This is a genomic window from Streptomyces sp. (assembly GCF_035644915.1).
GTDB lineage: Bacteria > Actinomycetota > Actinomycetes > Streptomycetales > Streptomycetaceae > Streptomyces.
On the sequence record NZ_DASQNP010000082.1, the window covers coordinates 35,835 to 62,032 of the forward strand.

Sequence of the window (26,198 nt, forward strand, 5' to 3'; positions counted from 1 at the left end):
ATATTACTCGTCAGTACAACCGCCCCGTTCCCCGTCTTCAAGGGCGGTGAACTGTGACGTTGCCAACGGCTCAGGGAGGCACCGCGCCCTCGCTCAGGACGTTGAAGCGCCCCGCGTGGTACAGCAGCGGGCGGCCGGTCCCCGAGGCGTCCCCGGCCACCGCCTCGGCGAGGACCAGCCGGTGGTCGCCGGCGGGGACGCGGGCGACGACCTCGCACACCAGCCAGGCCGGCACGTCCTCCAGCACCGGCACCCCGTGCGGGCCGCGGCGCCAGCGGGTGGGCGGGGCGAAGCGGTCGGCCCCGGGGCGGGCGAAGACGGCGGCCAGCTCCCGCTGGTGCTCGCCCAGGACGTGCACCCCCACGTGCTCCGCCTCGGCGATCACCGGCCAGGTGGAGGAGGCGGTGCCGACGTTGAAGGAGAGCAGCGGCGGCTCGGCGGCGACGGAGGCCAGGGAGGTCGCGGTGAAGCCCGCGGGCCGTCCGCGGCCGTGGGCCGTGATCACGGCGACCCCGGCGGCATGCCGCCGGAAGGCCGCGCGCAGCAGCGCCGGCCCGGCGTCCGTGACGTCCGGTGCCCGCCGCGTGCCCGTCGCGCTCATCTGAGATCCCCTGACCACACGGTGTCAGGCTGGCGACATGCGGCGATCTCCGTCAAGCTCGGCCGGGCAGATGGGACCAGGGTCACGCGCGTCCCGGCACGGCCCGCACTCCCGGGGCTCACACGGCCTCGCCGAGCGCGGCGATGACGTCGGCCTTGCGCGGCATGCCGCTCGCCCGCCGTACGATCCGGCCCCGCGCGTCCAGCACCAGGGTGGTGGGGGTGCGCACGATGCCCAGGGCCCGCACCAGGTCCAGCCGGGACTCGGCGTCGATCTCCACGTGGACGACGCCCTCGACCATGCCGGAGACCTCCGCCAGGACGCGCCGGGTGGCCCGGCAGGGCTGGCAGAAGGCGCTGGAGAACTGCACCAGCGTGGCCCGCTCGCCCAGTTCCCCCACGCCGATCGCCTCGGCGGTCAGCCGCTCCCGCACGTCCCGTTCCCGCACCGTCGTCCTTCCGTCCCGCCGTTCTCGCAGCACCCGGGGGTGCCGGCCGGCGCCTGCGCGGCGGCGGCCGGCACCGTCTTTCCACAACGTCTTCCCACAGCGCTCCCGGCCGCCCCGGCGATTCCCGCGTCCGGCCGCCCTCCCCCGGCACGGTACGGAATGCCTGGGCGGCGGACGTCGCGGACCCCGGCGTACGGGGGCCGAGGTGCGCGGCGGCCGGGGATGGCGGCGCCCGGGTGCTCACGGCGGCCTTCCCCGGCGGGGCGGCGGTCCGGCCGCGACGTGACGAGGATCTCCTGTCCCCGGTACTGGCCAAGGAAGTTACGCCAGCGTAGGTTCGGGTAGACCGGTGGGAGAACCCTCCCCAGGCAGCTCATCGGAAGGAAGGGTCCTCCTGTATGGCAGAACTCGTGTACCCCCCCGTCATCGGCGCCGCCCACGCCCTGTTCAAGGCACTCGACCTGCGCTTCGACATCGACGGCACCGAGCACGTGCCGCGGCGCGGGGGCGCGGTGCTGGCCAGTAACCACATCGGCTACCTCGACTTCGTCTTCGCCGGGCTGGCCGCCCGGCCCGCCCGGCGGCTGGTGCGCTTCATGGCGAAGGAGTCGGTCTTCCGGCACCGGATCTCCGGGCCGCTGATGCGCGCGATGAAGCACATCCCGGTGGACCGCTCGCAGGGCGAGCACGCCTACCGGCACGCGCTGAAGGCGCTGCGCTCGGGTGAGATCGTCGGCGTCTTCCCGGAGGCGACGATCTCGGAGACCTTCACCCTGAAGAGGTTCAAGTCGGGTGCGGCCCGGCTGGCGCAGGAGGCGGGGGTCCCGCTGCTGCCCGTCGCGCTGTGGGGCACCCAGCGGCTGTGGACCAAGGGCCGCAAGCGGGACTTCGGCCGCAACCACTTCCCCATCACCATCCGCGTGGGCGAGCCGCTGCGGGCCGCCGCGGGCGAGCCGGTGGCGAGCGTCACCGAGCGGCTGCGCGAGCGCGTGCAGGAGTTGCTGGAGGCGGCGCAGCGGGCGTATCCGGTGCGCCCCAAGGGGCCGGACGACACCTGGTGGATCCCCGCGCACCTGGGCGGCACCGCCCCGGCGCCGGCCGAGGCCGGCATGCGGTGACGGTCCGGCCGTACGCCCGCACCCCGGTGGGCAGCGGCCGCTCCGGCTCCGACCGGTCGGCGGCCCGCCGCGGGGCGTCGAGGACGGGCGCGGGCGGGGCGGCGTAGCGCACCGGGACGCCGTACTCCCCCGCCGCCGGGTCCGGTGTGCGGGCGAGCCGTTCCCGTCGCCCGTCGGGGGAGAAGCGCGCGTCCACACCGGGCTTGCCGCCGCGCGGGTCCTGGCGGACCCGGGGCCGGCCGGGCGGTTCGACGGCGACCGGGCCGTGCAGGACGCCCGGGCGCCGGTGGCGCAGGGCGGCCGGGACGCCCTCGTGGTGCGGCAGGGCGGCCGGTGCGTGCGCCTTGGCGTGGCCGTATGCCGTTGCGGGTGGCGAGCACACCGGAGACGCCGGGCCACCGGGGGTCGCCGCTGTCGGAGGAGTGCGGGAGGGGGCCGCGCACGACGCCGAAGGCGGCCCCGGCGCAGCGCGCGAGGCCGCCGCGGTGACCGACGGCCTCGTCGGCGGCGAGATGAGCGGACGGCTCCGGGACCTGCCGGATCGGCTCCGTGCCCCGGCCGGCCGGGGCACGGGCGGACCGCCCGGTCCTTTCCGCCGCGGCCCGCCGGTCCCCGCCGGTCCCGGTCCGGCGACTGCTACCGCGCCATCTCCTCCCGGAGCGCGGCGAGGAAGCCGTCCACGTCCTCCTCGGTGGTGTCGAAGGAGCACATCCAGCGCACGACGCCGGCCGCCTCGTCCCAGAAGTAGAAGCGGTAGCGCTTGCGCAGCCGCTCGCCGACGTCGCGCGGGAGCCGGGCGAAGACGGCGTTGGCCTGGACGGGATGGAGGATCTCCACCCCGTCGACGGTGCGCACCCCCTCGGCGAGCCGCCGCGCCATGGCGTTGGCGTGGGAGGCGCTGCGCAGCCACAGGTCGCCGGCGAGCAGCGCCTCGAACTGCACCGAGACGAACCGCATCTTGGACGCGAGCTGCATCGACAGCTTGCGCAGGTGCTTCATGGCCCGCACCGCGCCGGGGTTGAGCACCACGACGGCCTCGCCGAACAGCAGGCCGTTCTTGGTGCCGCCGAAGGACAGCACGTCCACGCCCGCGTCCGTGGTGAACTCCCGCAGGGGCACCCCCAGCGAGGCGGCGGCGTTGGCGATGCGGGCGCCGTCGAGGTGGACCTTCATGCCGCGCTCGTGGGCGTGCTCGCAGATCGCCCGGATCTCCTCGGGGGTGTAGACGGTGCCCAGCTCGGTGTTCTGGGTGATGGAGACCACCTGCGGCATCGCCCGGTGCTCGTCGTCCCAGCCGTAGGCCTCGCGCTCGATCAGCTCGGGGGTGAGCTTGCCGTGCTCGGCGGGGACGGTGAGCAGCTTCAGCCCGCCGACCCGCTCGGGCGCGCCGCACTCGTCCACGTTGATGTGGGCGCTGTCGGCGCAGATCACCGCTCCCCAGCGGTCGGTGAGCGCCTGGAGGGCGACGACGTTGGCGCCGGTGCCGTTGAAGACCGGGAAGGCCTCCGCCCCGGGCCCGAGGTGGGCGCGGAAGACCTCCTGGAGGTGGGCGGTGTACTCGTCGTCGCCGTAGGCGGTCTGGTGGCCGCCGTTGGCGAGCGCGAGCGCCGCCAGGACCTCCGGGTGCGCGCCCGCGTAGTTGTCGCTGGCGAAGCCGCGCACCCCGGGGTCGTGGCGGCGCCGGGCGTCGGTCGCCGCGGGTGGATGGGCCCCTGCGGTGGGGTCTCCGGTTGCCTCTACGGTTGCGGGGTCAGCCACAGGCGGTGTCCGTTCACTTCCTCGGCGGGCTCGTCCCAGACCCCGGCGATGGCCTCGGCCAGCTCCTTGACGTCGGTGAAGCCCGCGAACTTGGCATTCGGGCGCTCGGCCCGCATCGCGTCGTTGACCAGCGCCTTGACCACCAGGATGACAGCCGCGGCCGGGAGCCCGGCGTCCGCCCCCTTGCCCGCCTTGCGGAAGGAGTCGGCCAGCGCCAGGGTCCACGCCTCGGCGGCGGCCTTGGCGGCGGCGTAGGCGGCGTTGCCCGCGGTGGGCTTGGTGGCGCCGGAGGCGCTGATCAGCACGTAGCGGCCCTTGCCGCTGCGGCGCAGCGCGCCCTCGAAGGCCAGGGAGGTGTGCTGGACGGTCCGCACCAGCAGCTTCTCCAGCAGGTCCCAGTGGGACAGGTCGGTCTCGGCGAAGGCGGCCGAGCCCCGCCAGCCTCCCACCAGGTGCACCAGGCCGTCGACCCGCCCGTACTCCTTCTCGATGCGGGTGGCCCACTCGTGGGTGGCGTCCAGGTCGAGCAGGTCGATGATGTCGCCGGTGACGGTGGCGCCGCCGTGCGCGAAGCGGGCCCGGTCCACGGCGGCGGCCAGCCGTTCGGCGTCGTAGTCGGCGGCCACGACCGTGGCCCCCCTCTCGGCCAGGCTCAGCAGCGCGGCCTGCCCGGCCGGGCCCGCCGCGCCGGCCACGGCGACGACGGCGCCGTCCAGGGGGCCTCCGTTGCCGTTGTTGGACGTGGTGGTCATGGTGCTAGCCCCTCCTGCTCCCTGCGGTCCCGGCCGTTCCGGGTTTCCCGTGATGGCGGCGCTCACGCCGCGACCGGGGTGGCGGACCCGGCGGTGATGCCCTTGGTCGATGCGATCACGTTCCGCAGCTTCTTGGCGAGGGCCTCGTAGAACATGCTCAGCGGGAACTCGTCCGGCAGCACCTCGTCCACCAGCTTGCGCGGCGGGAGGCTGAGGTCGAGGGCGTCGGGGCCCTTGGCCCAGGTGGAGCCGGGGTGCGGGGCGAGGTACGCCGACACCAGCTCGTACGCCTTGAACCAGTGGACCAGCTTGGGGCGGTCGATGCCCTCCCGGTAGAGGGTCTCGATCTCCTCGCGCAGCCGCCCGGTCACCTCGCGGGCCCGCTGCCAGTCGATGCTGAGCTTGTTGTCCCGCCAGCGCAGGGCGTCGTGCTTGTGGAGGTAGGCGAACAGCAACTGGCCGCCCAGCCCGTCGTAGTTGCGGTTGCGCTCACCGGTGACGGGGAAGCGGAACAGGCGCTCCAGCAGCACCGCGTACTGCACGTCGCGGCCCTGCGGGTAGCCGTCCTCCTCCAGCTTCACGGCCTCGTGGAAGGCGGTGAGGTCGCAGCGGAGCTCCTCGATGCCGTACATCCAGAACGGCTGGCGCTGCTTGATCATGAACGGGTCGAAGGGCAGGTCGCCGTGGCTGTGGGTGCGGTCGTGGATCATGTCCCACAGCACGAAGGTCTGCTGGGCGCGGTGCTGGTCGGTGAGCAGTCCGCGGGCGTCCTCGGGCAGTTCCAGCCTGGTGACCTCGCAGGCGGCGTCGATCACGCGGCGGAAGCGGGCGGCCTCGCGGTCGCAGAAGATGCCGCCCCAGGTGAACCGCTCGGGCACCTCGCGCACGGCGATGGTCTCGGGGAAGAGGACGGCGGAGTGGGTGTCGTAGCCGCCGGTGAAGTCCTCGAAGGTGATGCCGAGGAAGAGCGGGTTGTCGTAGCGGGTGCGCTCCAGCTCGGCCAGCCAGTCCGGCCAGACCACGCGCAGGACGACGGCCTCCAGGTTGCGGTCGGGGTTGCCGTTCTGCGTGTACATCGGGAAGACGACGAGGTGCTGGAGCCCGTCGACGCGCTGCCGGGCGGGGTGGAAGGCCATCAGGGAGTCCAGGAAGTCCGGGACGCCGAAGCCGCCCTCGGCCCAGCAGCGCAGGTCGGTCACCAGCGCGCGGTGGTACGCCTCGTCGTGCGGCAGCAGCGGGGAGAGCTCCTCGACGGCGGCCACGACCCGGTCGAGCTGTCGCTCGATCTCGGCCCGGGAGGGGGCGCCCTCGGCCTCGAAGTCGATGGAGCCGTCCTTGGACTGGGCCGGGCGGATGGCCTCGACGGCCTCCTTGAGCACCGCCCAGGCCGGGTGGTCCACGACGCGGTCGGCGTGCGGACCGCCGGCAGTCAGAACACCACCCACCGTCGTCGCGGGCGAAAGGATTTCCGTCATAGCTACCCCTCCACAGGAGAAACTCTCGTACCAGCACCGTAGCTGCGGAGACTTCCCTGATCAAGCCGAGAGTGAGGAAATCCTTCGGCCCCTCATCGCCAGTACCGATGTTTTTCCTGTTTTCGGCATCTGAAACCGCAGGGACACCACAAATGAGGGGCCCGGTACCCCGCCGCCCCGGCGGCGGTCACGCACGGCTAACCTTGCGGCGCGTACGTACCGTCCGCACCGCCGTCCGTACCGCCGTCGGCGCCGCAGGAAAGCGAGAACGAGCCGTGCCACTGCTCACCGTCGGACACCGCGGAGTGATGGGTGTCGAGCCGGAGAACACCCTGCGGTCCTTCGTCCGGGCCGAGCGCGAGGGCCTGGACGTCATCGAGCTGGACCTCCACCTGAGCCGGGACGGCGCGCTGGTGGTGATGCACGACGCGGACGTGGACCGCACCACCGACGGCTCCGGCCCCGTGGCCGGGATGACCCTCGCCGAGCTGCGCGAACTGGACGCGGGGCAGGGTGAGAGGATCCCGGTCTTCGAGGAGGTCGTGGACGCCGTCTCCGCCCCGCTCCAGGCCGAGATCAAGGACCGCGCCGCGGCCCGGGTGCTCGCCGAGGTCATCGAGCGGCGCGGGCTGCACGAGCGGGTCACCGTGATCTCGTTCCACGACGACGCCCTGCGCGAGACCCGCAAGCTGCTGCCGGACATCCCCATCGCCCTGGTCACCGGCAGGACCACCCCCACCGCCCCGGAGCGCGCCGCGGAACTGGGCGCGGGAATGGTCTCCTGCGAGCTGCGGTGGCTGGACGCGGACGTGGTGGAGCGCTGCCACGCGGCGGGCATCAAGGTGATCTCCTGGACGGTCAACACCGACCAGGACCTGGCCCGCGTCCGCGAACTGGGGCTGGACGGGGTCGTCACCGACCTGCCGGACGTCAGGCGGGCGGTCAGGGAAGGGGCTTGACCAGCAGTTCGAACTCCAGGTCGGGACGCTTGGGGATGCCGAAGCGCTCGTCGCCGTACGGGAAGGGGCTCCTGCGGCCGGTGCGGACGTAACCGCGCCGCTCGTACCAGGCGATCAGGTCCTCGCGGGCGGTGATCACGGTCATGTGCATCTCGCGGGCCCCCCACTCGGCCCGCACCAGCCGCTCGGCCTCCGCCAGCACGGCCCTGCCCAGGCCCGAGCCCTGGAGGGTCGGCCGGACGGCGAACATCCCGAAGTACGCGACGGTCTCCCCCGCCCCGCTCCCGCGGCGCTCCAACTGGCAGCAGGCGACCGGCTCCCCGTCCCGCTCGGCCACCAGCATCCGGCTGCCGGGCGCCCCGATCACCTCGGCGACGCCCCGGTGGTCCGTGCGCTGTCCGTCCAGCAGGTCCGCCTCGGTGGTCCAGCCCGCCCGGCTGGCCTCCCCCCGGTACGCCGACTCCACCAGGGCGACCAGCGCGGGGATGTCCTCCTCGCCGGCGGTCCGGAAGCGCAGCCCGGGCGCGGAAGCGTGCGCGGGGGCCACGGTGCCGTCCGGTGCGTCGGCGGTGTTCACGGTGTCCGGGGCGTCCATGGCGCCGAGCCTAACCGGCCCCCGCGTGCTCCGCCCTGTCGCCCCCGCGGCCGGACAGGGCCTAGGCTCCGCGCATGGTGCACGTGCTGAGCAGCCGGATACTGCTGCGTCCCACCGACCCCGAGCGTTCGCGGGCCTTCTACGGCCAGGCCCTGGGCCTGGCCGTCTACCGGGAGTTCGGCACCGGGCCGGAGCGCGGGACCGTCTACTTCCTCGGCGGCGGCTTCCTGGAGGTCTCCGGCCGGTCCGAGGAGCCGCCGGCCCCCGGGCTGCGGCTGTGGCTCCAGGTCGCCGACGTCGCCGCGGCCCGCGAGGAGCTGGCCGCCCGCGGGGTGGAGGTGCTGCGGGAGCCGGTGCGGGAGCCGTGGGGGCTGGTGGAGATGTGGATCAGTGACCCGGACGGGGTGCGGATCGTCCTCGTCGAGGTCCCCGAGGACCATCCGCTGCGCCACCGGCCCGGCATCTGAGGGCGCCCGTCCCTCCGGGCCGACCCCGCCCCTTGAGTGCTCCGGCCGCGCTCCCGGGTGCCTCCCGGTGCCTCCGCGCGCTCCCGTGCACGAGGGCGGCAGCGGGCATCCTTCCCGCGGAACCGGCCGGGGGGAGGCGCGCGGTGCACGGACCGGAGCTGATCGGCTGGCTGCTGGTGGCCCTGTGCGGCAGCGCGGGCGCGTACTGCCTGTCGCGGATGCGCGGCAGTGCGCCCGACCGGCGGCGGGCGGCCGCGGGCGAGGCGCTGATGGGGTTCGGCATGGCCGCGATGGCCCTGCCCGCCTCGGCGGTGGAGCCGCTGCCGCCGCCGGTCTTCGCCGTGGTCTTCGGCGCCGCCGCGGTGCGCGAGCTGGTGCTGGCCCGGCACGCCCCGGCGCACCACCTGCACCACGCCGTCGGCGCCCTGGCCATGGTCCACATGGCCCTCGCCATGGCGGGTTCCGGCGGCCACGCCGGGCACCACGCGGCCGGCACACCGCCGGTGGTGGCGGGCCTGACGGGGGTGCTGCTGGCCTACTTCGCGGGGTACGTGCTGTGCGCGGGCGTCCGGCTGGTCCCGGCGCCGGCCGCCGGTACGGGCGGCGGACACGGCGGCGGCCACGGTGGCGACGGCGCCGGGGGCGGGCTGCTGCGGCTGCCGGGGGTGGCGGTGGCCTGCCGGCTGTCGATGGGCATGGGGATGTTCGCGATGCTGCTCACCCTGTGAGACCGCGCGGTGCGCGCAGCCGTGAGGCGTGCGTCACTTCCCGGCATCCGGCCGGACGCACGGCAGCCGTCGGCTCATAGGCTGTCGTCCATGATGGTCGCGCTCGCACTGCTCGTCCTGGGCGCACTCGTAGCGGCGACGGCGCCGCGCGTGCTGGCCCGTGTCTCCTGGCCGGACCGGGAGCCGGTGCTGGCGCTGTGGGTGTGGCAGTGCGTGGTGGTCGCCGTGCTGCTGTGCTGTGTGCTCGCCATGGCCCTGTCCGCGGCGGCGGCCTGGCAGGCCGTGCGCGGACACGTCTTCGCCCCCGCTCCGAGCCGGGTCGTCGAGGCGTACGGGCTGAGCGCGTTCGGGGAGTCCTGGCCCGCGGTGGTGGCGGTGCTGCTCGCCTGCGGCGGCGTCTGGAGCGCCGCGATGCTCACCCGGGAGATCCGCGACGCGCGCGCCCGGCGCCGGCGGCGGCGCTCCGAACTCCTCGCCCGCGCGCCGGTGTTGCCGGGCGAGGAAGCCGGTTCCCGGGAGCGGCTGGTGGTGCTGGAGGGCGATCGCCCGGACGCCTGGTGGCTGCCGGGGAGCACGCCCCGGCTCGTGGTCACCACCGCCGCCCTGCGGCGGCTCGGGGGGCGGGAGCTCGACGCGATCCTCGCCCATGAGCAGGGGCACCTGCGGGCCCGTCACGACTGGCTGCTGCACTGCTCGTCCGCGCTCGCGACGGGCTTCCCGCAGGTGCCGGTCTTCCGCGCGTTCCGCGACCAGGTGCACCGGCTGGTGGAGCTGGCGGCCGACGACGTGGCCTCGCGGCGCTGCGGGCGCCTGGCGGTGGCCCTGGCCCTGGTCGGGCTGAACGAGGAGCGCGGCGTCTTCACCTCGTACGCGCCGCACCGCGCGCAGGTCCCGCAGCGGGTCGACCGGCTGCTGACGGCCCCGCCGCGGCTGTCGGTCCTCCGGCGGCTGCGGCTGACCGCACTGGCGGTCCTGGTGCCGCTGGTCCCGCTCGCGGTGACCTTCGGGCCGGGGCTGCGGGCGCTGGGCGGCTGACCCCGGACCCGGTCCGCTCCCGGGGAAGCCGCCCGCCGGAGCCCGGCGGGCGGACGCATGCGGTCCGCCGGAGGATTAGGGCGGCCGCCCACGGGTCACGATCGGAACCATGCCGTCCCCTTCCCTCCACCGCACCGCTCTGGTGTGCACCGCGCTGTCCGCCGTACTCGCCGCGCTCGTCGTGGCGGGGTGGGACCCCCTGCTGTCGTTCGACGCCCGCGTCGCGACCGAGCTGCACCGCTCGGCGCTCGCCGAGCCGGGCTGGACGCGGCTCAACCGGCTGCTGTCCGACTGGGTCTGGGACACCTGGACCATGCGGGCGCTGCTGGCCGTGGCGTTCCTGTGGCTGCTGCTGCGCGGCGAGTCGCGGCTGGCGGTCTGGGTGGCGGGCACCGCGCTCGTCGGCACCCTCCTCCAGCAGGGCCTCAAGGCGCTCCTCGACCGCGACCGCCCCCGCTGGGAACACCCCGTGGACTCGGCGGAGTTCGCGGCGCTCCCCTCCGGCCACGCCATGACGGCGGCGCTCACCTGCGGTCTGCTGCTGTGGCTGGTGCACCTGCGCGCGGCCCGCCGCGCCGTGCGCCGGGCCGTGCTGTGGGCGGGCGCGGTCAGCGTCGCCGGGGTGGGCTTCACCCGGGTCTACCTGGGCGTGCACTGGCCCACCGACGTGGTCACCGGCTGGCTGCTGGGCGCCGCCGTGGCCGCGGCCGCGGCGGCGCTGTGGCACGGGCGCGCCGCCCGACCCCTTGGCCGGCGGGACGCCGACCGGGAAGGATCGGCCCCATGACGATCAAGGCCGTGCTCTTCGACTTCTCCGGAACCCTGCTGCGCGTCGAGCCGACCGCGGTGTGGCTGCGCGCCGTCCTGGACGAGGCCGGGATCTCCCTGCCCGCGGACGAGCTGGCCGGGTGCGCGGCGGCGCTGGAGGAGGCCGGCGCGCTGCCGGGCGGCGCCTCCCCCCGCTCCGTACCCCCCGAGCTGCGGGAGCTGTGGCGGGAGCGCGACCGCAGCGCCGAGCGGCACCGCGCCGTCTACACCGCGCTGGCCCGCCGGGTGCCGCTGCCCCGCCCGGAGCTGTACGACGCGCTCTACGACCGGCACCTGCGGCCCGAGGCCTGGCGGCCCTACCCCGACACCGCCGAGGTGCTGGGAGCGCTGCGGGAGCGGGGGGTGCCGGTCGCGGTGGTGAGCAACATCGGCTGGGACCTGCGGCCGGTGTTCCGGGCGCACGGCCTGGACCGCTGTGTGGACGCCTACGTGCTCTCCTTCGAGCACGGCGTCCAGAAGCCGGAGCCGGAGATCTTCGAGCTGGCCTGCAATGCCCTGGGAGTGGCCCCCGAGCAGGCCCTGATGGTGGGCGACGACCGGCATGCGGACGCGGGTGCCGCCGCGCTGGGGTGCGCCGTGCACCTGGTCGACCACCTGCCCTGCGACCGGCGGCCCGACGGACTGCGGCCGGTGCTGGAGCGGGTGGGCTGAGGAGGCCGCCCGCCGGGCACAGAAGGGCACAGAAGGGGCGCGGGCGGTGCGCAGGAGAGGGGCCGGTCTCGGACGATCCCCCGCATCGCCCGAGACCGGCCGGCCGGGCACCGGCCGTTCACCGGTCGGCACCCGGAGACCACTGAGTATATTGGCTTGCAGCCAGTCAACGCAGGAGTTACAGGATGTCCCCTCGCAGCGCGTCGGTCAACGAGGAATTGCGCCGACGGTCCCGGGAGCGGCTGCTGCAGGCGACGGTGGACCTGGTCGACGAGCGCGGCTACGAGGCGACGACGCTGGGGGACATCGCGGACCGGGCGGGCTCGGCGCGGGGGCTGGTGTCGTACTACTTCCCCGGCAAGCGGCAGCTCCTGCAGTCGGCCGTCCACCGGCTGATGCACCTCACCCTGGCCGAGGCGCTGGAACGCGAGCCGCGGCCGGCGGGGCCGGACGCCGGGCGGGAGCGGCTGGCCCGGGCGATCGACGCCATCCTCGGGCTCGCCCGCGACCGGCCGACGCTCATGCGCACGCACATGGCCGGGATCCTGCAGCAGGAGGGCTTCGTCCAGTGCGACGAGCAGCAGCGGCTGGCCGCGCTGCTGCGCGACACCATCGTCCGCTACGGGTCGCGCGCCCCGGACGCCGACTACCCCCTGCTGCGCGCGCTGCTCATGGGGGCCGTCTTCGCCGTCCTGCTGCCCGGGGCGCCGATGCCGATGACACGGCTGCGCGCCGAGCTGTTCGCGCGCTACGGACTGGACTGGGAGATGGGGTTCCCGCCGGACGCCCCGGAGGGGGCGTCCGGCGGGATCTCACTGCTGCCGCCGGCGGACCGGCGGCAGTGAACGGTTCGGTGCCGACCGGTCAGCGGTAGTCGGGCTGGGTCTGGGCGTTGAGCTCCCACAGCCGGACGCGCTCGGCACCGGCCGTGCGCCGGTCCCGGATCTTCAGGACGTCGAAGCCCTTCTGGATGTCGTTCGAGTAGATGTGGCCGTTGTAGTAGTACGCCGACCACGAGCCGCCGATGGCCGTGCTGTCGGCGAGCGGCCCCCGCTCGAAGTAGCCGATCTCCCTCGGCCTGGTGGAGTCGGTGAACTCCCAGACGGAGACACCGCCCTGGTACCACGCCTGGACCATGATGTCGCGGCCCTTGACCGGGATCAGCGAGCCGTTGTGGGCCACGCAGTTCTCGGTGTCGGCCTGGTGCCGGGGGATCTTGAAGTAGCTCTTGAACACCAGCTTCCGGTCGTCGCCCCGGCCGGTGATGTGGTAGATGCCGTTGGCGCCGCGCTTGTCGCCGACCTCCGCGTTGCAGGTGGCGCCGCCACCGCCGCCGAGCTCGTCGGTGAAGACGACCTTGCGGCCGTCCTCGCTGAAGGTCGCCGAGTGCCAGAACGCGAAGTTCTCGTTGTCCTGGACCCGGTCGATCACGCGGGGCGCGGCGGGGTCGGAGATGTCCATCAGGATGCCGTCACCCATGCACGCGCCCGCGGCGATCCTCAGCTTGGGGAAGGCGGTGATGTCGTGGCAGCCCGTGGTCGGCACCATGGCGACCGGGTTCTGCGGCGGGCCCGGGTTGCCGCCGTCCGGGAAGAGCACCGGGAAGTCGACGACCGCCGCCTCCTCGGGTGCCCTGCGCGGGACCTTGACGATGGAGATGCCGTCGTGCGGCGGCCGGCAGTCGGGGAAGGACTCGTCCGGGAAGTAGGACGAGACGTAGACGTAGACGTCCTTGCGGTCGGGCACCAGCGTGTGGGTGTGCGAACCACAGGCGGTCTCGACGGCGGCGACGTACTTCGGGTTCCGCTTGTCGCTGATGTCGAAGACCTTGATGCCCTCCCAGGACTCCTTCACCTCCGGCGACTGCGCGGTGCTGTTGCAGGAGTCGTCGCTGCGCGAGGAGTCGGTGGACAGGAAGAGCAGGTCGCCGGAGACGGAGACGTCGTTCTGCGAGCCGGGGCAGAGGACCTGGCTCACGATCTTCGGGGACTGCGGGCGGCTGATGTCGTAGATGACGAAGCCGTCGTAGTTGCCCGCGAAGGCGTAGCGGCCCTGGAAGGCCAGGTCCGTGTTGAGACTCTTCAGCGCCCCCTTGGGCAGGTTGGTCAGGTGGGAGATGTTCCTGCTGTGGACGACCTCGTCCACGCCGGGTATCTCGCCGCTTCCGATGGCGGCCTCGGTTTCCGCGCGGTCCTGCTTCGACGCCTTCCCCGACTTCGCCGGCGAGTCGCCGGGATCGGGGATGGCCGCCGCCGGTCCGGCGGCGAAGAGCGTGGTCAGCAGACCGAGTACGGCCGCTGCCGCGCCGAGGCGTCTGCGCCGTGCGCGGGGTCTGGGCAACGACGTCACTGCTTCCTCCCTGTGGATCCGCTTGCATCCGTTCCGAGTTGAACGGTGGACGGACCAGGGCAGTATGACCCGTTGCGCACTCCCCCCGACAGTGAAAAACGAACACGTTACCGATGGCGGTGTCCGTTCCGGACACGTCCGTGCCAGGATCGGGACGACCGGCGTATCCCGTGCCACAGGAGGAAGAGTGACGGACCGTCACAGATCCCGGCCCCCCGTCCGCGCGATCCCGTCCGCGCTGGCCGCGCTGACCGTGCTGGCCGTGCTCACCGGGCTGGCCGGCTGCGACGACGGCTCCGGGAAGGCGGCCCCCGCCGGCGGCGGCCCTTCCGTGATCGCGCCCGGCGGGCCGGGCGAGGCCGCCGAGACGCTCTCCGCCGAGGAGGCCGGGAAGGCGGGCGACCGGAGCAGGGGCGAGCCCAACGCGGCGGACTTCGCGTACGTCTCGATGATGATCGAGCACCACCGGCAGGCGCTGGTGATGACCGGCCTCGCCGACGAGCACGCCGGCTCCGGCAAGGTGCAGCGGCTCGCGGACCGGATCGCCGCGGCCCAGCGGCCGGAGATCACGGCGATGCGGAACTGGCTCAAGCGCAACGGCGGCGAGGAGGGCGCGGACGGCCACGGCGCCCATGAGGGTCACGGCGGCCATGACGGGCACGGCGGCGCGCGGATGCCGGGCATGGCGACCGAGGCGCAGTTGGAGGAGTTGCGCGCGGCCCGCGGCGAGGACTTCGACCGGCTGTTCCTGAAGCTGATGATCGCCCACCACCGGGGCGCCGTGACGATGGCCGAGGACGTGGCCGCCGAGGGCCGGGACGTCCAGGTCCAGGAGATGGCCGCCGACGTGGCCGTCCAGCAGACCGCCGAGATCAACCGGATGCGCGCGATGCTCTAGGCGCACCGCCGCCGCGGCCCCGGGGCGGCCCGGCGGGGCGGCGGACGCGCGCCGGCTCCCGCTCGCCGCCCTCCGGTGGGATGCTGGACATCTCCGGACACATCCGGATGCACCCCGACGGAAGGAGCCGTGTCGTGGCCGGTCCGCTTCGTGTCGCGGTGGTCGGTTCGGGCCCCAGCGGGATCTACACCGCGCAGGCCCTGGTGGAGCGGCAGGGGCCGCCTCAGGCGGCGGTCGACGTCCTGGACCGGCTGCCGTGCCCGTACGGCCTGGTGCGCTACGGCGTCGCCCCGGACCACGGGAAGATCAAGTCGCTGCAGGACACCCTGCGCCGGGTGCTGGAGCATCCGCGGGTGCGCTTCGTGGGCAACGTCCCGGTCGGGCGGGACGGGGAGCGGGGGTCCGTGGGCACCGGGGAGCTGCTCGGCCTCTACCACGCGGTGGTGTACTGCGTCGGAGCGCCCGCCGACCGCCGGCTCGGCATCCCGGGGGAGGACCTGCCGGGCAGCTTCTCCGCCACCGACTTCGTCTCCTGGTACAGCGCCCACCCGGACGCCGCCGCGCTCCGCTTCGCCCTGGGGGTGCGGTCGGCCGTGGTGATCGGGGTGGGCAACGTCGCCGTCGACGTGGCGCGCTTCCTGGCGCACGGCGCGGACGAGCTGCGGGGCACCGACGTGCCGCAGGCCGCGCTGGAGGCGCTGGGCGCCGGCACGGTGTCCGAGGTGCACGTGGTGGGGCGGCGCGGCCCCAGCCGGGCGAAGTTCACCACCAAGGAGCTGCGCGAGCTGGACACCCTGCCGGACGCGGAGGTGGTGGTGCGCCGGGACGAGCTGGCGCTGGACCCGGCGTACGGGGACCCCGGCGCCCTGCCCGCCGTCGCCCGCCGGAACGCGGCGGTGCTGGACGGCTGGGCGCGGCGGGCGCCGCTGGGCCGGGCGCGCCGTGTGCGGCTGCGGTTCTTCCTGCGGCCCGTGGCGGTGCTCGGCGGGCCGGAGGGCGCCGTGCGCGCGGTGCGTTTCGAGCGGACGGCGCCCGACGGCCGCGGCGGTGTGGTGGGCACCGGGCGCCACGAGGAGATCCCGGCGGAGCTGGTCCTGCGCTCGGTGGGCTACCGCGGCGTGCCGCTGCCGGGGCTGCCCTTCGACCACCGGGCGGGGACGGTCCCGCACGCCGCGGGGCGGGTGCTGCGCGACGGCGCGCCCTCGCCGGGCGAGTACGTGGCGGGGTGGATCAAGCGCGGTCCGACCGGGGTGATCGGCACCAACCGGCCGTGCGCGAAGGAGACGGTCCGCTCCCTGCTGGCGGACGCCGGGGCCCTGCTCGGCCGGGAGGTGTCCGCCGCCGACCCGCTGGAGGCGCTGCGGGAGCTGCTGCGGCCGTCGGGCCGCGAACCGGTCGGCTGGCACGGCTGGCTGGGCATCGAGGCGGCGGAGGAGGAGCTGGGACGCCGCCTGTACCGCGACAGGGTGAAGATCCCCGACTGGGAGGGGCTGCTGGCGGCGGCGCGCCGCGCGGGATGACGTCCGGGTCCTCCGGCGTCCGCGTCCCGCGCGGTCCCGCGCCGGCCGGCCGGTCAGCCGCCGGGCCGGGCCTCCTGCCGGGCCGCCGCGGTGAGCACGCTGTCCAGCAGGCCGGGGAACAGCCGCTCCAGGTCGTCCCGGCGCAGGGTGCTCATCTTCGCCGTGCCCCGGTAGCTCTGGTGGATCACCCCGCTCTCGCGCAGCACCCGGAAGTGGTGGGTGGTCGTGGACTTGCTGACCGGCAGGTCGAACACCGAGCAGGCCAGTCCTTCCCCGGCGGTCGCCAGGGTGCGGACGATCTGGAGGCGCACGGGGTCGGAGAGCGCGTGCAGGACGCCTTCCAGCCGGATCTCCCCGAGGGCCGGATGGTCCAGTTCTCGGGCGGCGGGCGGGCTCTGGGTTCGGGGCGTCACAGCTCAATGGTACGAGAGTCATCGTAGTTTGACACTCGCCGTACTACGATGCCTATCGTATTAGCTTGATGGCCGGATACGCCGGACCGAGACCTTCGGGAGGAACCTGCCGTGAGCGCTCTCTTCGAGCCGTACGCCCTGCGGTCGCTGACCGTCCCCAACCGCGTCTGGATGTCGCCCATGTGCCAGTACTCCGCCGAGCCCACCGGGCCGGAGGCGGGCGTCGCCGGCGACTGGCACCTCGCCCACTACGGGGCACGGGCGACCGGCGGCACCGGGCTGATCCTGGTGGAGGCCACGGCCGTCAGCCCCGAGGGCCGCATCAGCCCCGGGGACCTGGGCCTGTGGAACGACCGGCAGGCACAGGCGCTGCGGCGGATCGCCTCCTTCCTCACGGAGCGGGGCACCGTCCCGGGCATCCAGCTCGCCCACGCCGGACGCAAGGCGTCGACCGACGCGCCCTGGCGGGGCGGCGCGCCGCTGGACGCCGACCACGGCGGCTGGCTCCCCCTCGCGCCGAGCGCGGTGCCCTTCGACGGGGGACACCCCGTGCCGCAGGAGCTGACGGAGGAGCAGATCCGCACGGTGGTGCGGCAGTTCGCGGACGCGGCGCGCCGGGCGCTGGCGGCCGGGTTCCAGGTCGCCGAGATCCACGGCGCGCACGGCTACCTGATCGGCGAGTTCCTCTCGCCGCACAGCAACCGGCGCACGGACGCGTACGGCGGGAGCTTCGAGAACCGCACGCGCTTCGCCCTGGAGGTCGTCGACGCGGTGCGGGAGGTGTGGCCGCGGGAGCTGCCGCTGTTCTTCCGCATCTCGGCCACCGACTGGCTCGACGAGGGCGGCTGGACCGCCGACGAGACGGTGCGCTTCGCCGGGGTGCTGCGGGAGCACGGCGTGGACCTGCTGGACGTCTCCAGCGGCGGCAACGCGCCCCGGGTGCGCATCCCCACCGGGCCGGGCTACCAGGTGCCCTTCGCCGCGCGCGTGAAGGCGGAGACCGGGATGCCCGTGGCGGCGGTCGGCATGATCACCGAGCCGGAGCAGGCCGAGAAGGTCATCGCCAACGGCGAGGCGGACGCGGTGCTGCTGGGCCGGGAGCTGCTGCGCGACCCGCACTGGGCGATCCGCGCCGCGCGGGAGCTGGGCGAGGAGCCGGCGCGCCTGCCCGACCAGTACCGCTGGGCGGTCTGACCCGCCGGGACGCCACCGCCCGGCCCGGACCGGTGATCGCCGACCGGCTGAGAGGGGCCGGGCGGACCCAGTAGAGTGCCGCCCGTGGCAGCACGACCGTTGAACGAGATCGTCGAACCGGGCTGGGCCAAGGCGCTGGAACCCGTGGCCGGACGCATCGCCGCGATGGGCGACTTCCTGCGCGCGGAGATCGCCGCGGGACGCACCTACCTGCCGGCCGGGCCGAACGTGCTGCGCGCCTTCCAGCAGCCCTTCGACGAGGTGCGGGTGCTCATCGTGGGCCAGGACCCGTACCCCACGCCCGGTCACGCGGTCGGCCTGAGCTTCTCGGTGGCCCCCGACGTGCACCCGCTGCCGGGCAGTCTGGAGAACATCTTCCGCGAGCTGCACAGCGACCTCGGGCTGCCCCGGCCGTCCAACGGCGACCTCACCCCGTGGACCAGGCAGGGCGTCCTGCTGCTCAACAGGGCGCTGACCACCGCCCCGCGCAGGCCCGCCGCACACCGGGGCAAGGGCTGGGAGGAGGTCACCGAGCAGGCGATCCGGGCGCTGGTGGAGCGCGGCAAGCCGCTGGTGGCCATCCTGTGGGGGCGGGACGCGCGGAACCTGCGCCCGCTGCTGGGGCCGTACCCGGCGGTGGAGTCGGCGCACCCCTCCCCCATGTCGGCGGACCGCGGGTTCTTCGGCTCGCGTCCGTTCAGCCGGGCCAACGAACTGCTGGTTCGGCAGGGCGCGGAGCCGGTCGACTGGCGCCTGCCGTGACGGGCTGGGTCCTGGGCGTCGACTCGGGCGGTTCCGGACTGCGCATCGCACTGGCCCGGGCCGGTGACGCCGGTGACGACCGCGCGGCACCGGCACCGGTGGGCACCGCCGCGACGGACGAGCCGGTGCGCACCGGCCCCGCGGGCATCGACGCGGGCCACCTGCTGGACCTGGCCCTGCCCCGGATCCGGTCCCTGCTGGCGCAGGCGGGACGGGAGGACGCGCGGATCGACGCCGTGTGCGTGGGCGCGGCGGGCATGGCCACCCTCGGCGACGAGCTGCGCGCCGTACTGCCCGGCGCGTTCGCCGAGGAGCTGTCGGCGCGTCATGTGGCGCTGGCCGCCGACGCCGTGACCGCGTACGCCGGGGCGCTGGGCGAGCGGCCCGGCGCGGTGGTCGCCGCGGGCACCGGGATGATCGCGACGGGCACGGACCTGCGCGGCTGGCGGCGGGCCGACGGCTGGGGCCACCTGCTGGGCGACTGCGGCGGCGGCGCCTGGATCGGCCGCGCCGGCCTGGAGGCCGCGCTGCGCGCCCACGACGGCCGGCCGGGCGGCTCGACGGCGCTGCTGGCCCGTGCCGAGGCCGTCTTCGGGCCGGTGACCGGTTTGCCGGGGAAGCTGTACCCGCGCACCGACCGTCCGGCGGTGCTGGCGTCGTTCGCCCCGGAGGTGGCCCGGTGCGCCGGGGAGGATCCCGTCGCCGCGCGCGTCCTGGACGAGGCGGCCGCGCAGATCGCCATGACCGCCGCTGCGGCCTGCCCGGCGGCCGAGGGCAGCCGCGTCGCCCTGACCGGGGGGCTGCTGCGGCTCGGCGAGCCGCTGCTCGCCCCGCTCCGCCGGGAGCTGGCCGCCCGGCTGCCGCACGCCCGGACCGTACCGGCGCAGGGCGATCCCCTGGCCGGAGCGCTGCTCGTCGCCGGCCGGCTGGCCCGCGGCGCGCTGCGGCTGCCGGCCGATCCGGCACTCCTCCACCTCGGCTGACGGGCCGTGTGACGGGCCGTGCGACGGACCGGTTGACAGACCGGGTGGTGAGGACAACCAAATCCGTCACCGCGACGCGCGGGAGGAAAGCGGACAGACCGGGACTGCTCCGCCCCGCCCGAACAGCCAAGCCCACCAAGGCATTAGCATGCGGCGCCATGAGCACCCCCACTGGGCCCGCAAATGGCCTGCCCGTACGAATGCCGCGTCCCCGCCAGCCCGGACGGCACCGCCGGCCGGAGCCCGTCGTCGCGCCCGAGGGTGCGCCCGCGCTGGTGCTGGCCGTCCCCGGGGTGCCCTCCGGCACCTCCCGGAGCCTCGCCGAGGAGATCCTGAGCATCGCCCGTTCCGAGCTGCCCGGCCTGGACGCCCGGATCGGCTTCGTGGACGGTGACGACGAGGAGTTCCCCGCGCTGCAGAGCGTGCTGACGCAGGCGGCCGCCGAGCACACCGCCCGCAACGCCGCGGCCGACGCGGCGGCGGCCGGGAGCGAGGGCGAGGGCGAGGGGGACCACGAGCCCTCCCGGCCCCGCCTCCAGGACGCCCCGGCCGTGGTGGTCGTACCGCTGCTGGCCGGGCCGGACAGCGCGCAGATGCGCCGGATACGCCAGGCCGTGCTCGCCAGCGGCTCCGGTGCCGAACTGACCGATGTGCTCGGCCCGCACCCGCTGCTGGCCGAGGGCGTGCACGTGAGGCTCTCGGAAGCGGGGCTGGCACGGGCCGACCGCGCCCGGCTGTTCACCGTGGCGACCGCCGCGGACGGCATCATCCTGGCCGCCATGGGTGGTGAGGAGGCCGTGCAGGCGGCCGGGATCACCGGCATGCTGCTGGCCGCCCGTCTCGCGGTGCCGGTGCTGGCCGCCGGACTGGACGAGGACGGCGCCGTCGCCCGTGCGGCCGGTCAGCTGCGCGAGGCCGGTTCCCAGCAGCTCGCGCTGGCGCCCTGCCTGATCGGCCCGGAGATCCCCGAGGGCCTGCTGGCCTCCGCCTCGCAGGAGGCGGACTGCCCGGCCGCGGAGCCGCTGGGCTCCTACACCGCGGTGGGCAAGCTGGTCGCCTCCACCTACGGCGCGAAGCTCGGCATCGTCCAGCGGACGCCGCAGGGAACCCCGGTCCGCTGAGCGGGGCCGGACCCGGCTCCGGCCCCGCCCGGCCGGTGCCCCGGTGCGTCCGGCCGGTCAGCCGAAGACGACGCAGGTGGCGGCCGGCGCCTCGATCGAGCCCGCCCGGTGCGGCACGCCGGTGTCCGGGTCCAGGTCGAACCAGGTGACGTCGCCCGAACGCTCGTTGGCGGCGTAGAGCCTGCGTCCGGCCGGGTCGAGGGCGAGGTCGCGCGGCCAGTGCCCGCCGCAGGGGACGGTGGTGACCAGCTCCATGCCGTCGCTCCCCGGGTCGAGGGCCAGGACGGCGATGCTGTCGTGCCCGCGGTTGGCGGCCCAGGCCCAGCGGCCGTCGACGGAGACCACCAGCTCCGACGGGTAGTTCTCCCCCGCCCCGGCGTCCCCCGGCAGGGTGCTGACCTCGCCGACCGGTTCCAGGGTGCCGGTCCCCCGGTCCCAGCGGCAGACGGTCACGGTGGACTCCAGCTCGTTGATGACGTACGCCCGCTCGCCGCGCGGGTGGAAGGCCAGGTGCCGCGGTCCGCTGCCGGGCCGCAGCGGCGTCCGCCCGTGCGGGAGCGGCGCGGCCCCGGTGTGGTCGAGCCGGTAGATCCACACCGAGTCGGTGCCGAGGTCGACCGCCAGCAGCCAGCGCCAGGAGGCGTCGGCCACCACCGCGTGGGCGTGCGGGCCCTCCTGCCGTTCGCGCACCGGCCCGGAGCCGTGGTGCCGCAGCACGGTCGGCGGCGCGCCGGGGGTGCCGTCGGGCCGCAGTGGCAGGGAACTGATGCTGCCGGAGGTGTAGTTGGCGGTGATGAGCTGCCCGGCGGCGCAGGTCAGATGGGTGGGTCCGGCTCCGCCGACGGACACCGCCGCGCCGATGAGGCAGGGGCGGTCGGGATCGGTCAGGGACAGCGCGGCCGCCGTGCCGTCCTCGGTCTCGCCGACCGCGTAGAGCAGGCCGGCGCCGGGTCCGAGCGTGAGGTAGGAGGGATCCGCCACCACGTCCGTGTGGTGGAGCACGGCCAGCTCGCCGGTGTCCGGGTGGACGGCGGCCGTGGTGATGCCGCGTCCGCCCGCCGAGGTGTAGGAGCCGATGTACGCCCGCCGTCCGCCGTCCGCGCCGTTCACTGTGCCGCCCTTCTCGTCCGTTTCCGTCCTGCGCCCGTGCGACCTGCCCGTGCGACCTGCCCGTGTGGCCCAGGTCTCGGGTGACCGTAGCAGTTGGACTGGACCAAGTGGGAGCGCTACCACGCAGCCCGCCCCGTCCGGGCCCGGGGCCCTTGGCATGCTGATCCCATGAGACCCTCGCCCGTGGCCGCGGTGATCTTCGATCTCGACGGCACGCTCGTGGACAGCGAGCCCGCCTACTACGAGGCCGGCCGCCGGCTCCTCGCCCGGTACGGCGTGACCGGCTTCACCTGGCGGGACCACACGCGCTTCATCGGGATCGGCACCCGGGAGACCCTCGCCACGCTGCGGCGGGAGTACGGGATCGACGCCCCGGTGGAGGAGTTGCTGGCCGGGAAGAACCGCATCTACCTGGAGCTGGCGCGCACCTCGGCCACCGTGTTCCCCGGAATGCGGGCGCTGGTCGAGCGGCTGCACGCCTCCGGGTGCCCGATGGCCGTCGCCTCCGGCTCCTCGCGGGCCGCCATCGACGCGGTGCTGGGCGGTGCCGGCCTGGACGCCCTGCTGCCCGTCCGGGTCTCGGCCGAGGAGGTCGGCCGGGGCAAGCCCGAGCCGGACGTCTTCCTGGAGGCGGCGCGGCGGCTCGGCGTCGAGCCCGCGCGGTGCGCGGTGGTGGAGGACGCCCCGCCCGGCGCGGAGGCGGCCCGCCGGGCGGGAATGCGGTGCATCGCCGTCCCCTACCTGCCGGAGACGGCCGACGACCCGGCCTTCGCCGCGGCGGGGTTGTGCTTCCCCGGCGGCCAGGGGGAGTTCGACGCCGAGGTCGCGTACGACTGGCTGACGGCCCCGGGACGCTGACCCCCGGACGTCCCGGCCGCCCCGGAGGAGGCGGCCGGGGGCGCGGCGCCCGTGCTCAGGACCGGCGGGCCCGTGCCGCGATCCGGTCGGCCAGCACGGAGAGGGGCACGGCGGCGATCCAGCTGTAGACCGCGGCGGTCGGCGAGACGGCCGCGACGCCCACGGAGAGCAGGAACACCAGGGCCTGGGCGGGCGGCGGCACCCTGCGCCACCAGGGGCCCGCCGAGCGGGGGGTGACCTCCACCGCCATCGCGTGGAGCACCGCCGCGGCCGTGCCGATGACCGCTCCGTACAGGCCGGGGCCGATGAACCGGTCGCCGTAGTCGTGGAGGACGGAGGTGGGGAACGGGATCAGGGACATCAGGGCGAGGAACGCGACGTTGAGCCAGAACAGCCGGGTGCCGATCCGCTCGGCCTCCCGCAGCACCGCGTGGTGGGCCCGCCAGAACAGGGCGATCACCACCACGCTCAGCAGGAAGGTGCCCACCTGGGACCAGACCCCGTCCAGCGCCTCGCGCAGCTCCGCTCCCTCCAGGCCGTCGGGCAGTTCGATGTCCAGGACGAGCAGCGTCATGGCGATGGACATCACGCCGTCGGTGAGGGCGGACATCCTCTGCGCCGACACGAACTGCTGCCGGGACCGGGCGGCCGGGCGGCGCGGACCTTCGTTCATCACCCCGTGGTAGCACGGCCCGGCACCCCGGGCGGCGCCGTGCCGCGCGCGTGTCCCCCGGTCGGTGCCGGGCGGCCCGCCACCGCGGCGCGGGAGCGGGCCGCCCGGCGCGGGTCACCCGAGGAAGCTCAGCCGGACCTGGCGGTCGGGGTTGTCCCGGTTGGTGTCCACCAGGCAGACCGACTGCCAGGTGCCCAGTTCCAGCCGCCCGCCGACCACCGGCAGCGTGGCGTGCGGCGGGACGAACGCCGGGAGGACGTGGTCGCGGCCGTGCCCGGGGCTGCCGTGCCGGTGGCGCCAGCGGTCGTCGGCGGGCAGCAGGTCGCGCAGCGCGGCGAGCAGGTCGTCGTCGCTTCCGGCGCCGGTCTCGATGACCGCGACGCCGGCAGTCGCATGGGGGACGAAAACATTCAGCAGCCCGTCGCGGCCGTCGGCCACCTCGGCGAGGAAGCGCTCGCACTCCCGGGTGAGGTCGGCGACGGTCTCGCCCGAGCCGGTGGTGATGTGGAGGGTGCGGGTGGTGAAACGATCGCTCATGGCTCCATCTTGGTGCCTGCCGGTGCCGCCCGGCCCTCCCCCGCCCGTCTCCGCCCTCCCCCACCCGTCTCCGGGCGCCCGCGTGCGGCCGTGCGCCGGGAAGCTCCCGACCCCCTCCATGGTTGGTTGAGATATGAACGATATGGCGGTCGAGGTCGTGGTGGTCGGCGCCGGGCAGGCGGGCCTGTCCAGCGCGTACCACCTGCGGCGCACCGGGTACGAGCCCGGCCGGGACTTCGTCGTCCTGGACCACTCCCCGGCCCCCGGCGGCGCCTGGCAGTTCCGCTGGCCCACCCTCACCTACGACCGGGTGCACGCCATGAACGCCCTGCCCGGCATGGAGCTGACCGGCGCCGATCCCCGCCGCCCCTCCTCCGAGGTGGTCGGCGAGTACTTCGCCGCCTACGAGCGCGCCTTCGACCTGCGGGTGCGGCGCCCGGTCCACGTGCGGGCGGTGCGCGAGGCGGGGGACGGACGGCTGCGGGTGGAGACCGACGCCGGCACCTGGACCACCCGGGCGCTGATCAGTGCGACCGGCACCTGGGACCGGCCGTTCTGGCCCCGGGTGAAGGGCCAGGAGACCTTCGCCGGCCGCCAGTTGCACACCGCTCAGTACCCGGGGCCGGACGCCTTCGCCGGCGAGCGCGTGGTCGTCGTGGGCGGCGGCACCTCCGCCGTCCAGCACCTGCTGGAGATCTCCCGGGTCGCCGCCGCCACGGCCTGGGTCACCCGCCGCGAGCCGGTCTTCACCGAGGTCCCGTTCGACGAGGAGCGCGGACGCGCCGCGGTCGCCCTGGTGGAGGAGCGGGTGCGGGACGGACTGCCGCCGCGGAGCGTGGTGTCGGTGACGGGGCTGCCGATGACGGAGGAGGTGCGGCGCGCCCGGGAGAGCGGGGTGCTGCGACGGCTGCCGATGTTCGACCGGATCACGCCCGGGGGCGTGGTGTGGGACGACGGGCGGGCAGTGGCGGCCGACAGCATCGTGTGGGCCACCGGCTTCCGCCCCGTGGTCGGCCACCTGGCGCCGCTGCGGCTGCGCGAGCCGGGCGGCGGCATCCGGATGGCGGGCACCCGGGTGGTCCGCGACCCGCGGATCCACCTGGTCGGCTACGGGCCCTCGGCGAGCACCATCGGCGCCAACCGTGCGGGACGGGCCGCGGTCCGCGAGGTCCGCGCGCTGCTGGCGGCCGGGGCGGAGGGCCCGGCCTGGAGGAGTGGGACCGCGCTGGTGGGCGCCGTCTGACGGGCGGTCCGGCGCGGGCCCCGGCCGGCCGGAGCCGGCCGGTTCCGGTCAGTGCTGGTCAGGGCCGGTCGGTGCCGGTCAGGGCCGGGAGGCGGAGATGCTGGAGTCGCGGACGACCAGCTCGGGCTGGAGCACGATCCGCTGGTGCCGGTGCTCCCCGGCCCTCTCGCCGGTCTCCTCGATGAGCAGGTCGGCGGCCGTACGCCCCATCCGGAAGGCCGGCTGCCGCACCGAGGTCAGGGGGACGGCCGCCGCCGCGGCGAACTCGATGTCGTCGTAGCCGACCAGCGCGATGTCGCCCGGCACCGAGACCCCGGCCGCGAACAGCGCCTGCAGCACCCCCAGGGCCAGCAGGTCGTTCGCGCAGAACACCGCCGTCGGCCGGGGGATCATCCCCAGCAGCCGCGCCCCGGCGTCCCGGCCCGCCGCCACGTCCAGCCGCTCGCCCTCGATCCGGCGCAGGGCCCCCTCCGGCAGTCCGGCCTCGCGCAGGGCCGTCAGCGCGCCGGTGTGGCGGTCGCGGCACTGCGACAGGTGCATCGGCCCGCTCACGTAGACCAGTTCGCGGTGGCCCTGGGCCAGCAGGTGCCGGGCGGCCAGCGTGCCGCCCGTGACGTCGTCGACCGACACCGAGCAGCCCTCGGCACTGGGCACCACCCGGTCGACCACGACGTAGGGGATGCCGTGGCGCCGGAAGCCGGCCAGGTTGCGGCCGCTGGTGTCGGCCGGGATGATCAGCACGCCGCGCACCCGCTGCTCGGCGAAGAGGGCGAGGTAGTCGGCCTCCTCCGCCGGGCTCTGGGCGCTGTTGCACAGCATCACCCCGAGTCCCGCCTCCCGGGCCGCGCGCTCGGCGCCCGTGGCGACGTCGGCGAAGAAGGGGTTGGTCATGTCGAGCACCAGCAGCGCGATGATCCGGCTCCGGCCGGCCCGCAGGTGCCGCGCCGACTCGCTGCGCACGTACCCCAGCCGGGCTATCACGGCCTGCACCCGGGCCCGGGTCTCCTCGGCGACCATCTCCGGGCGGTTGATGACGTTGGAGACGGTGCCCACCGACACCCCCGCCTGACGTGCCACGTCCTTGATGCCCACCATGCGCGCCACGAGCCCGTCCGTCCCCTG

28 protein-coding genes are annotated in these 26,198 nt (G+C 75.1%); 16 read left to right on the plus strand and 12 right to left on the minus strand.

Going from position 1 to position 26,198, the window contains the following annotated elements:
* Nucleotides 1-70: 70 nt before the first annotated feature.
* On the minus strand, nt 71-601 hold the full coding sequence (locus tag VE546_RS09620; protein WP_324920672.1) for a flavin reductase family protein: 531 nt from the start codon (nt 599-601) through the stop codon (nt 71-73).
* A gap of 118 nt (nt 602-719) precedes the next feature.
* Nucleotides 720-1,049 (minus strand): TlpA family protein disulfide reductase, encoded by a 330-nt coding sequence (locus VE546_RS09625; protein WP_414720438.1) that lies wholly within the window; start codon nt 1,047-1,049, stop codon nt 720-722.
* A 398-nt stretch (nt 1,050-1,447) separates the two neighbouring features.
* Here VE546_RS09625 and VE546_RS09630 point away from each other — a divergent pair, with 398 nt between their 5' ends.
* Complete coding sequence (locus VE546_RS09630) at nt 1,448-2,167, plus strand: lysophospholipid acyltransferase family protein (RefSeq protein ID WP_324920676.1); 720 nt, start codon at nt 1,448-1,450, stop codon at nt 2,165-2,167.
* A 636-nt stretch (nt 2,168-2,803) separates the two neighbouring features.
* On the opposite strand, the gene VE546_RS09635 is transcribed toward VE546_RS09630, so the two are convergent.
* The 3 genes from VE546_RS09635 to VE546_RS09645 form a co-directional block, all read right to left on the minus strand.
* Nucleotides 2,804-3,925, minus strand: coding sequence for a threonine aldolase family protein (locus VE546_RS09635; RefSeq protein WP_414720439.1), 1,122 nt, complete (start codon nt 3,923-3,925; stop codon nt 2,804-2,806).
* Nucleotides 3,904-4,677 (minus strand): SDR family oxidoreductase, encoded by a 774-nt coding sequence (locus tag VE546_RS09640; protein WP_324920679.1) that lies wholly within the window; start codon nt 4,675-4,677, stop codon nt 3,904-3,906. Before VE546_RS09640 ends, VE546_RS09635 begins: the two co-directional genes overlap by 22 nt.
* Nucleotides 4,678-4,739: 62 nt before the next feature.
* Nucleotides 4,740-6,152, minus strand: coding sequence for a DUF6421 family protein (locus VE546_RS09645; RefSeq protein WP_324920680.1), 1,413 nt, complete (start codon nt 6,150-6,152; stop codon nt 4,740-4,742).
* A 275-nt stretch (nt 6,153-6,427) separates the two neighbouring features.
* On the opposite strand from VE546_RS09645, the gene VE546_RS09650 reads away from it, so the two are divergent.
* Nucleotides 6,428-7,111, plus strand: coding sequence for a glycerophosphodiester phosphodiesterase (locus VE546_RS09650; RefSeq protein WP_324920682.1), 684 nt, complete (start codon nt 6,428-6,430; stop codon nt 7,109-7,111).
* Here VE546_RS09650 and VE546_RS09655 read toward each other — a convergent pair.
* Nucleotides 7,095-7,706, minus strand: a complete 612-nt coding sequence (locus VE546_RS09655) for a GNAT family N-acetyltransferase (RefSeq protein WP_324920684.1) — start codon at nt 7,704-7,706, stop codon at nt 7,095-7,097. The two genes, VE546_RS09650 and VE546_RS09655, sit on opposite strands and share 17 nt — an antisense overlap.
* Before the next feature lie 74 nt (nt 7,707-7,780).
* Here VE546_RS09655 and VE546_RS09660 point away from each other — a divergent pair, with 74 nt between their 5' ends.
* The 6 genes from VE546_RS09660 to VE546_RS09685 all read left to right on the plus strand — a co-directional run bounded on the left by VE546_RS09660 (nt 7,781) and on the right by VE546_RS09685 (nt 12,260).
* The gene (locus VE546_RS09660; RefSeq protein WP_324920686.1) at nt 7,781-8,173 is read left to right on the plus strand and encodes a VOC family protein; all 393 of its coding nucleotides are present in this window, start codon (nt 7,781-7,783) and stop codon (nt 8,171-8,173) included.
* A gap of 143 nt (nt 8,174-8,316) precedes the next feature.
* Nucleotides 8,317-8,901, plus strand: a complete 585-nt coding sequence (locus VE546_RS09665) for a DUF5134 domain-containing protein (protein WP_324920687.1) — start codon at nt 8,317-8,319, stop codon at nt 8,899-8,901.
* Nucleotides 8,902-8,991: 90 nt separating this feature from the next.
* On the plus strand, nt 8,992-9,936 hold the full coding sequence (locus VE546_RS09670; RefSeq protein ID WP_324920689.1) for a M56 family metallopeptidase: 945 nt from the start codon (nt 8,992-8,994) through the stop codon (nt 9,934-9,936).
* A 109-nt stretch (nt 9,937-10,045) separates the two neighbouring features.
* Nucleotides 10,046-10,723, plus strand: coding sequence for a phosphatase PAP2 family protein (locus VE546_RS09675; protein WP_324920691.1), 678 nt, complete (start codon nt 10,046-10,048; stop codon nt 10,721-10,723).
* On the plus strand, nt 10,720-11,415 hold the full coding sequence (locus tag VE546_RS09680; protein ID WP_324920693.1) for an HAD-IA family hydrolase: 696 nt from the start codon (nt 10,720-10,722) through the stop codon (nt 11,413-11,415). The genes VE546_RS09675 and VE546_RS09680 overlap by 4 nt, the downstream gene beginning before the upstream one ends.
* A 185-nt stretch (nt 11,416-11,600) precedes the next feature.
* Nucleotides 11,601-12,260: a helix-turn-helix domain-containing protein gene (locus VE546_RS09685; RefSeq protein ID WP_324920695.1), complete on the plus strand. Its 660-nt coding sequence runs from the start codon at nt 11,601-11,603 to the stop codon at nt 12,258-12,260.
* Nucleotides 12,261-12,279: 19 nt separating this feature from the next.
* Here the strand turns inward: VE546_RS09685 and VE546_RS09690 are convergent, their stop codons facing one another.
* Nucleotides 12,280-13,764, minus strand: coding sequence for a hypothetical protein (locus tag VE546_RS09690; protein ID WP_324920696.1), 1,485 nt, complete (start codon nt 13,762-13,764; stop codon nt 12,280-12,282).
* A gap of 187 nt (nt 13,765-13,951) precedes the next feature.
* Here VE546_RS09690 and VE546_RS09695 point away from each other — a divergent pair, with 187 nt between their 5' ends.
* Both VE546_RS09695 and VE546_RS09700 read left to right on the plus strand, forming a co-directional pair.
* Entirely contained in the window at nt 13,952-14,662 is a 711-nt protein-coding gene (locus VE546_RS09695) for a DUF305 domain-containing protein (RefSeq protein WP_324920698.1), read from the plus strand.
* A gap of 134 nt (nt 14,663-14,796) precedes the next feature.
* On the plus strand, nt 14,797-16,182 hold the full coding sequence (locus tag VE546_RS09700; RefSeq protein ID WP_324920699.1) for an FAD-dependent oxidoreductase: 1,386 nt from the start codon (nt 14,797-14,799) through the stop codon (nt 16,180-16,182).
* A 53-nt stretch (nt 16,183-16,235) separates the two neighbouring features.
* Here VE546_RS09700 and VE546_RS09705 read toward each other — a convergent pair whose 3' ends face one another.
* A complete protein-coding gene (locus VE546_RS09705; RefSeq protein ID WP_324920701.1) occupies nt 16,236-16,595 on the minus strand; it encodes a helix-turn-helix transcriptional regulator in 360 nt (119 codons plus the stop codon).
* A 111-nt stretch (nt 16,596-16,706) separates the two neighbouring features.
* Between VE546_RS09705 and VE546_RS09710 the strand changes: the two genes are divergently transcribed.
* From VE546_RS09710 to VE546_RS09725, 4 genes are all read left to right on the plus strand, one after another.
* Nucleotides 16,707-17,789 (plus strand): NADH:flavin oxidoreductase/NADH oxidase, encoded by a 1,083-nt coding sequence (locus tag VE546_RS09710; protein ID WP_324920702.1) that lies wholly within the window; start codon nt 16,707-16,709, stop codon nt 17,787-17,789.
* A gap of 84 nt (nt 17,790-17,873) precedes the next feature.
* Nucleotides 17,874-18,551: a uracil-DNA glycosylase gene (locus VE546_RS09715; protein ID WP_324920703.1), complete on the plus strand. Its 678-nt coding sequence runs from the start codon at nt 17,874-17,876 to the stop codon at nt 18,549-18,551.
* Nucleotides 18,548-19,534: an N-acetylglucosamine kinase gene (locus tag VE546_RS09720; RefSeq protein ID WP_324920705.1), complete on the plus strand. Its 987-nt coding sequence runs from the start codon at nt 18,548-18,550 to the stop codon at nt 19,532-19,534. Before VE546_RS09715 ends, VE546_RS09720 begins: the two co-directional genes overlap by 4 nt.
* Nucleotides 19,535-19,692: 158 nt before the next feature.
* A complete protein-coding gene (locus VE546_RS09725) occupies nt 19,693-20,655 on the plus strand; it encodes a hypothetical protein (RefSeq protein WP_324920706.1) in 963 nt (320 codons plus the stop codon).
* Between the two features lie 57 nt (nt 20,656-20,712).
* Here VE546_RS09725 and VE546_RS09730 read toward each other — a convergent pair whose 3' ends face one another.
* Nucleotides 20,713-21,765, minus strand: coding sequence for a lactonase family protein (locus tag VE546_RS09730; RefSeq protein WP_324920707.1), 1,053 nt, complete (start codon nt 21,763-21,765; stop codon nt 20,713-20,715).
* Between the two features lie 168 nt (nt 21,766-21,933).
* Between VE546_RS09730 and VE546_RS09735 the strand changes: the two genes are divergently transcribed.
* A complete protein-coding gene (locus tag VE546_RS09735) occupies nt 21,934-22,623 on the plus strand; it encodes an HAD family phosphatase (protein WP_324920709.1) in 690 nt (229 codons plus the stop codon).
* 55 nt (nt 22,624-22,678) lie between these two features.
* Here VE546_RS09735 and VE546_RS09740 read toward each other — a convergent pair whose 3' ends face one another.
* Nucleotides 22,679-23,296 carry a TMEM175 family protein gene (locus VE546_RS09740; RefSeq protein ID WP_324920710.1) on the minus strand — a complete coding sequence of 206 codons (618 nt, stop codon included), beginning with the start codon at nt 23,294-23,296 and terminating at the stop codon, nt 22,679-22,681.
* Between the two features lie 114 nt (nt 23,297-23,410).
* A complete protein-coding gene (locus VE546_RS09745) occupies nt 23,411-23,833 on the minus strand; it encodes a YjbQ family protein (protein WP_324920712.1) in 423 nt (140 codons plus the stop codon).
* Between the two features lie 133 nt (nt 23,834-23,966).
* Between VE546_RS09745 and VE546_RS09750 the strand changes: the two genes are divergently transcribed.
* Nucleotides 23,967-25,076, plus strand: coding sequence for an NAD(P)-binding domain-containing protein (locus VE546_RS09750; protein ID WP_324920713.1), 1,110 nt, complete (start codon nt 23,967-23,969; stop codon nt 25,074-25,076).
* A gap of 78 nt (nt 25,077-25,154) precedes the next feature.
* On the opposite strand, the gene VE546_RS09755 is transcribed toward VE546_RS09750, so the two are convergent.
* Complete coding sequence (locus VE546_RS09755; protein WP_324920764.1) at nt 25,155-26,171, minus strand: LacI family DNA-binding transcriptional regulator; 1,017 nt, start codon at nt 26,169-26,171, stop codon at nt 25,155-25,157.
* Nucleotides 26,172-26,198 lie beyond the last annotated feature (27 nt).

Bases quoted from the DNA above. Each gene is read 5' to 3' on its own strand.
- VE546_RS09620 (WP_324920672.1), bottom strand. From the start codon at position 601: ATGAGCGCGACGGGCACGCGGCGGGCACCGGACGTCACGGACGCCGGG.
- VE546_RS09630 (WP_324920676.1), top strand. From the start codon at position 1,448: ATGGCAGAACTCGTGTACCCCCCCGTCATCGGCGCCGCCCACGCCCTG.
- VE546_RS09640 (WP_324920679.1), bottom strand. From the start codon at position 4,677: ATGACCACCACGTCCAACAACGGCAACGGAGGCCCCCTGGACGGCGCC.
- VE546_RS09645 (WP_324920680.1), bottom strand. From the start codon at position 6,152: ATGACGGAAATCCTTTCGCCCGCGACGACGGTGGGTGGTGTTCTGACT.
- VE546_RS09655 (WP_324920684.1), bottom strand. From the start codon at position 7,706: ATGGACGCCCCGGACACCGTGAACACCGCCGACGCACCGGACGGCACC.
- VE546_RS09660 (WP_324920686.1), top strand. From the start codon at position 7,781: ATGGTGCACGTGCTGAGCAGCCGGATACTGCTGCGTCCCACCGACCCC.
- VE546_RS09670 (WP_324920689.1), top strand. From the start codon at position 8,992: ATGATGGTCGCGCTCGCACTGCTCGTCCTGGGCGCACTCGTAGCGGCG.
- VE546_RS09675 (WP_324920691.1), top strand. From the start codon at position 10,046: ATGCCGTCCCCTTCCCTCCACCGCACCGCTCTGGTGTGCACCGCGCTG.
- VE546_RS09680 (WP_324920693.1), top strand. From the start codon at position 10,720: ATGACGATCAAGGCCGTGCTCTTCGACTTCTCCGGAACCCTGCTGCGC.
- VE546_RS09685 (WP_324920695.1), top strand. From the start codon at position 11,601: ATGTCCCCTCGCAGCGCGTCGGTCAACGAGGAATTGCGCCGACGGTCC.
- VE546_RS09725 (WP_324920706.1), top strand. From the start codon at position 19,693: ATGAGCACCCCCACTGGGCCCGCAAATGGCCTGCCCGTACGAATGCCG.
- VE546_RS09735 (WP_324920709.1), top strand. From the start codon at position 21,934: ATGAGACCCTCGCCCGTGGCCGCGGTGATCTTCGATCTCGACGGCACG.
- VE546_RS09740 (WP_324920710.1), bottom strand. From the start codon at position 23,296: ATGAACGAAGGTCCGCGCCGCCCGGCCGCCCGGTCCCGGCAGCAGTTC.
- VE546_RS09745 (WP_324920712.1), bottom strand. From the start codon at position 23,833: ATGAGCGATCGTTTCACCACCCGCACCCTCCACATCACCACCGGCTCG.
- VE546_RS09750 (WP_324920713.1), top strand. From the start codon at position 23,967: ATGAACGATATGGCGGTCGAGGTCGTGGTGGTCGGCGCCGGGCAGGCG.
- VE546_RS09755 (WP_324920764.1), bottom strand. From the start codon at position 26,171: ATGGTGGGCATCAAGGACGTGGCACGTCAGGCGGGGGTGTCGGTGGGC.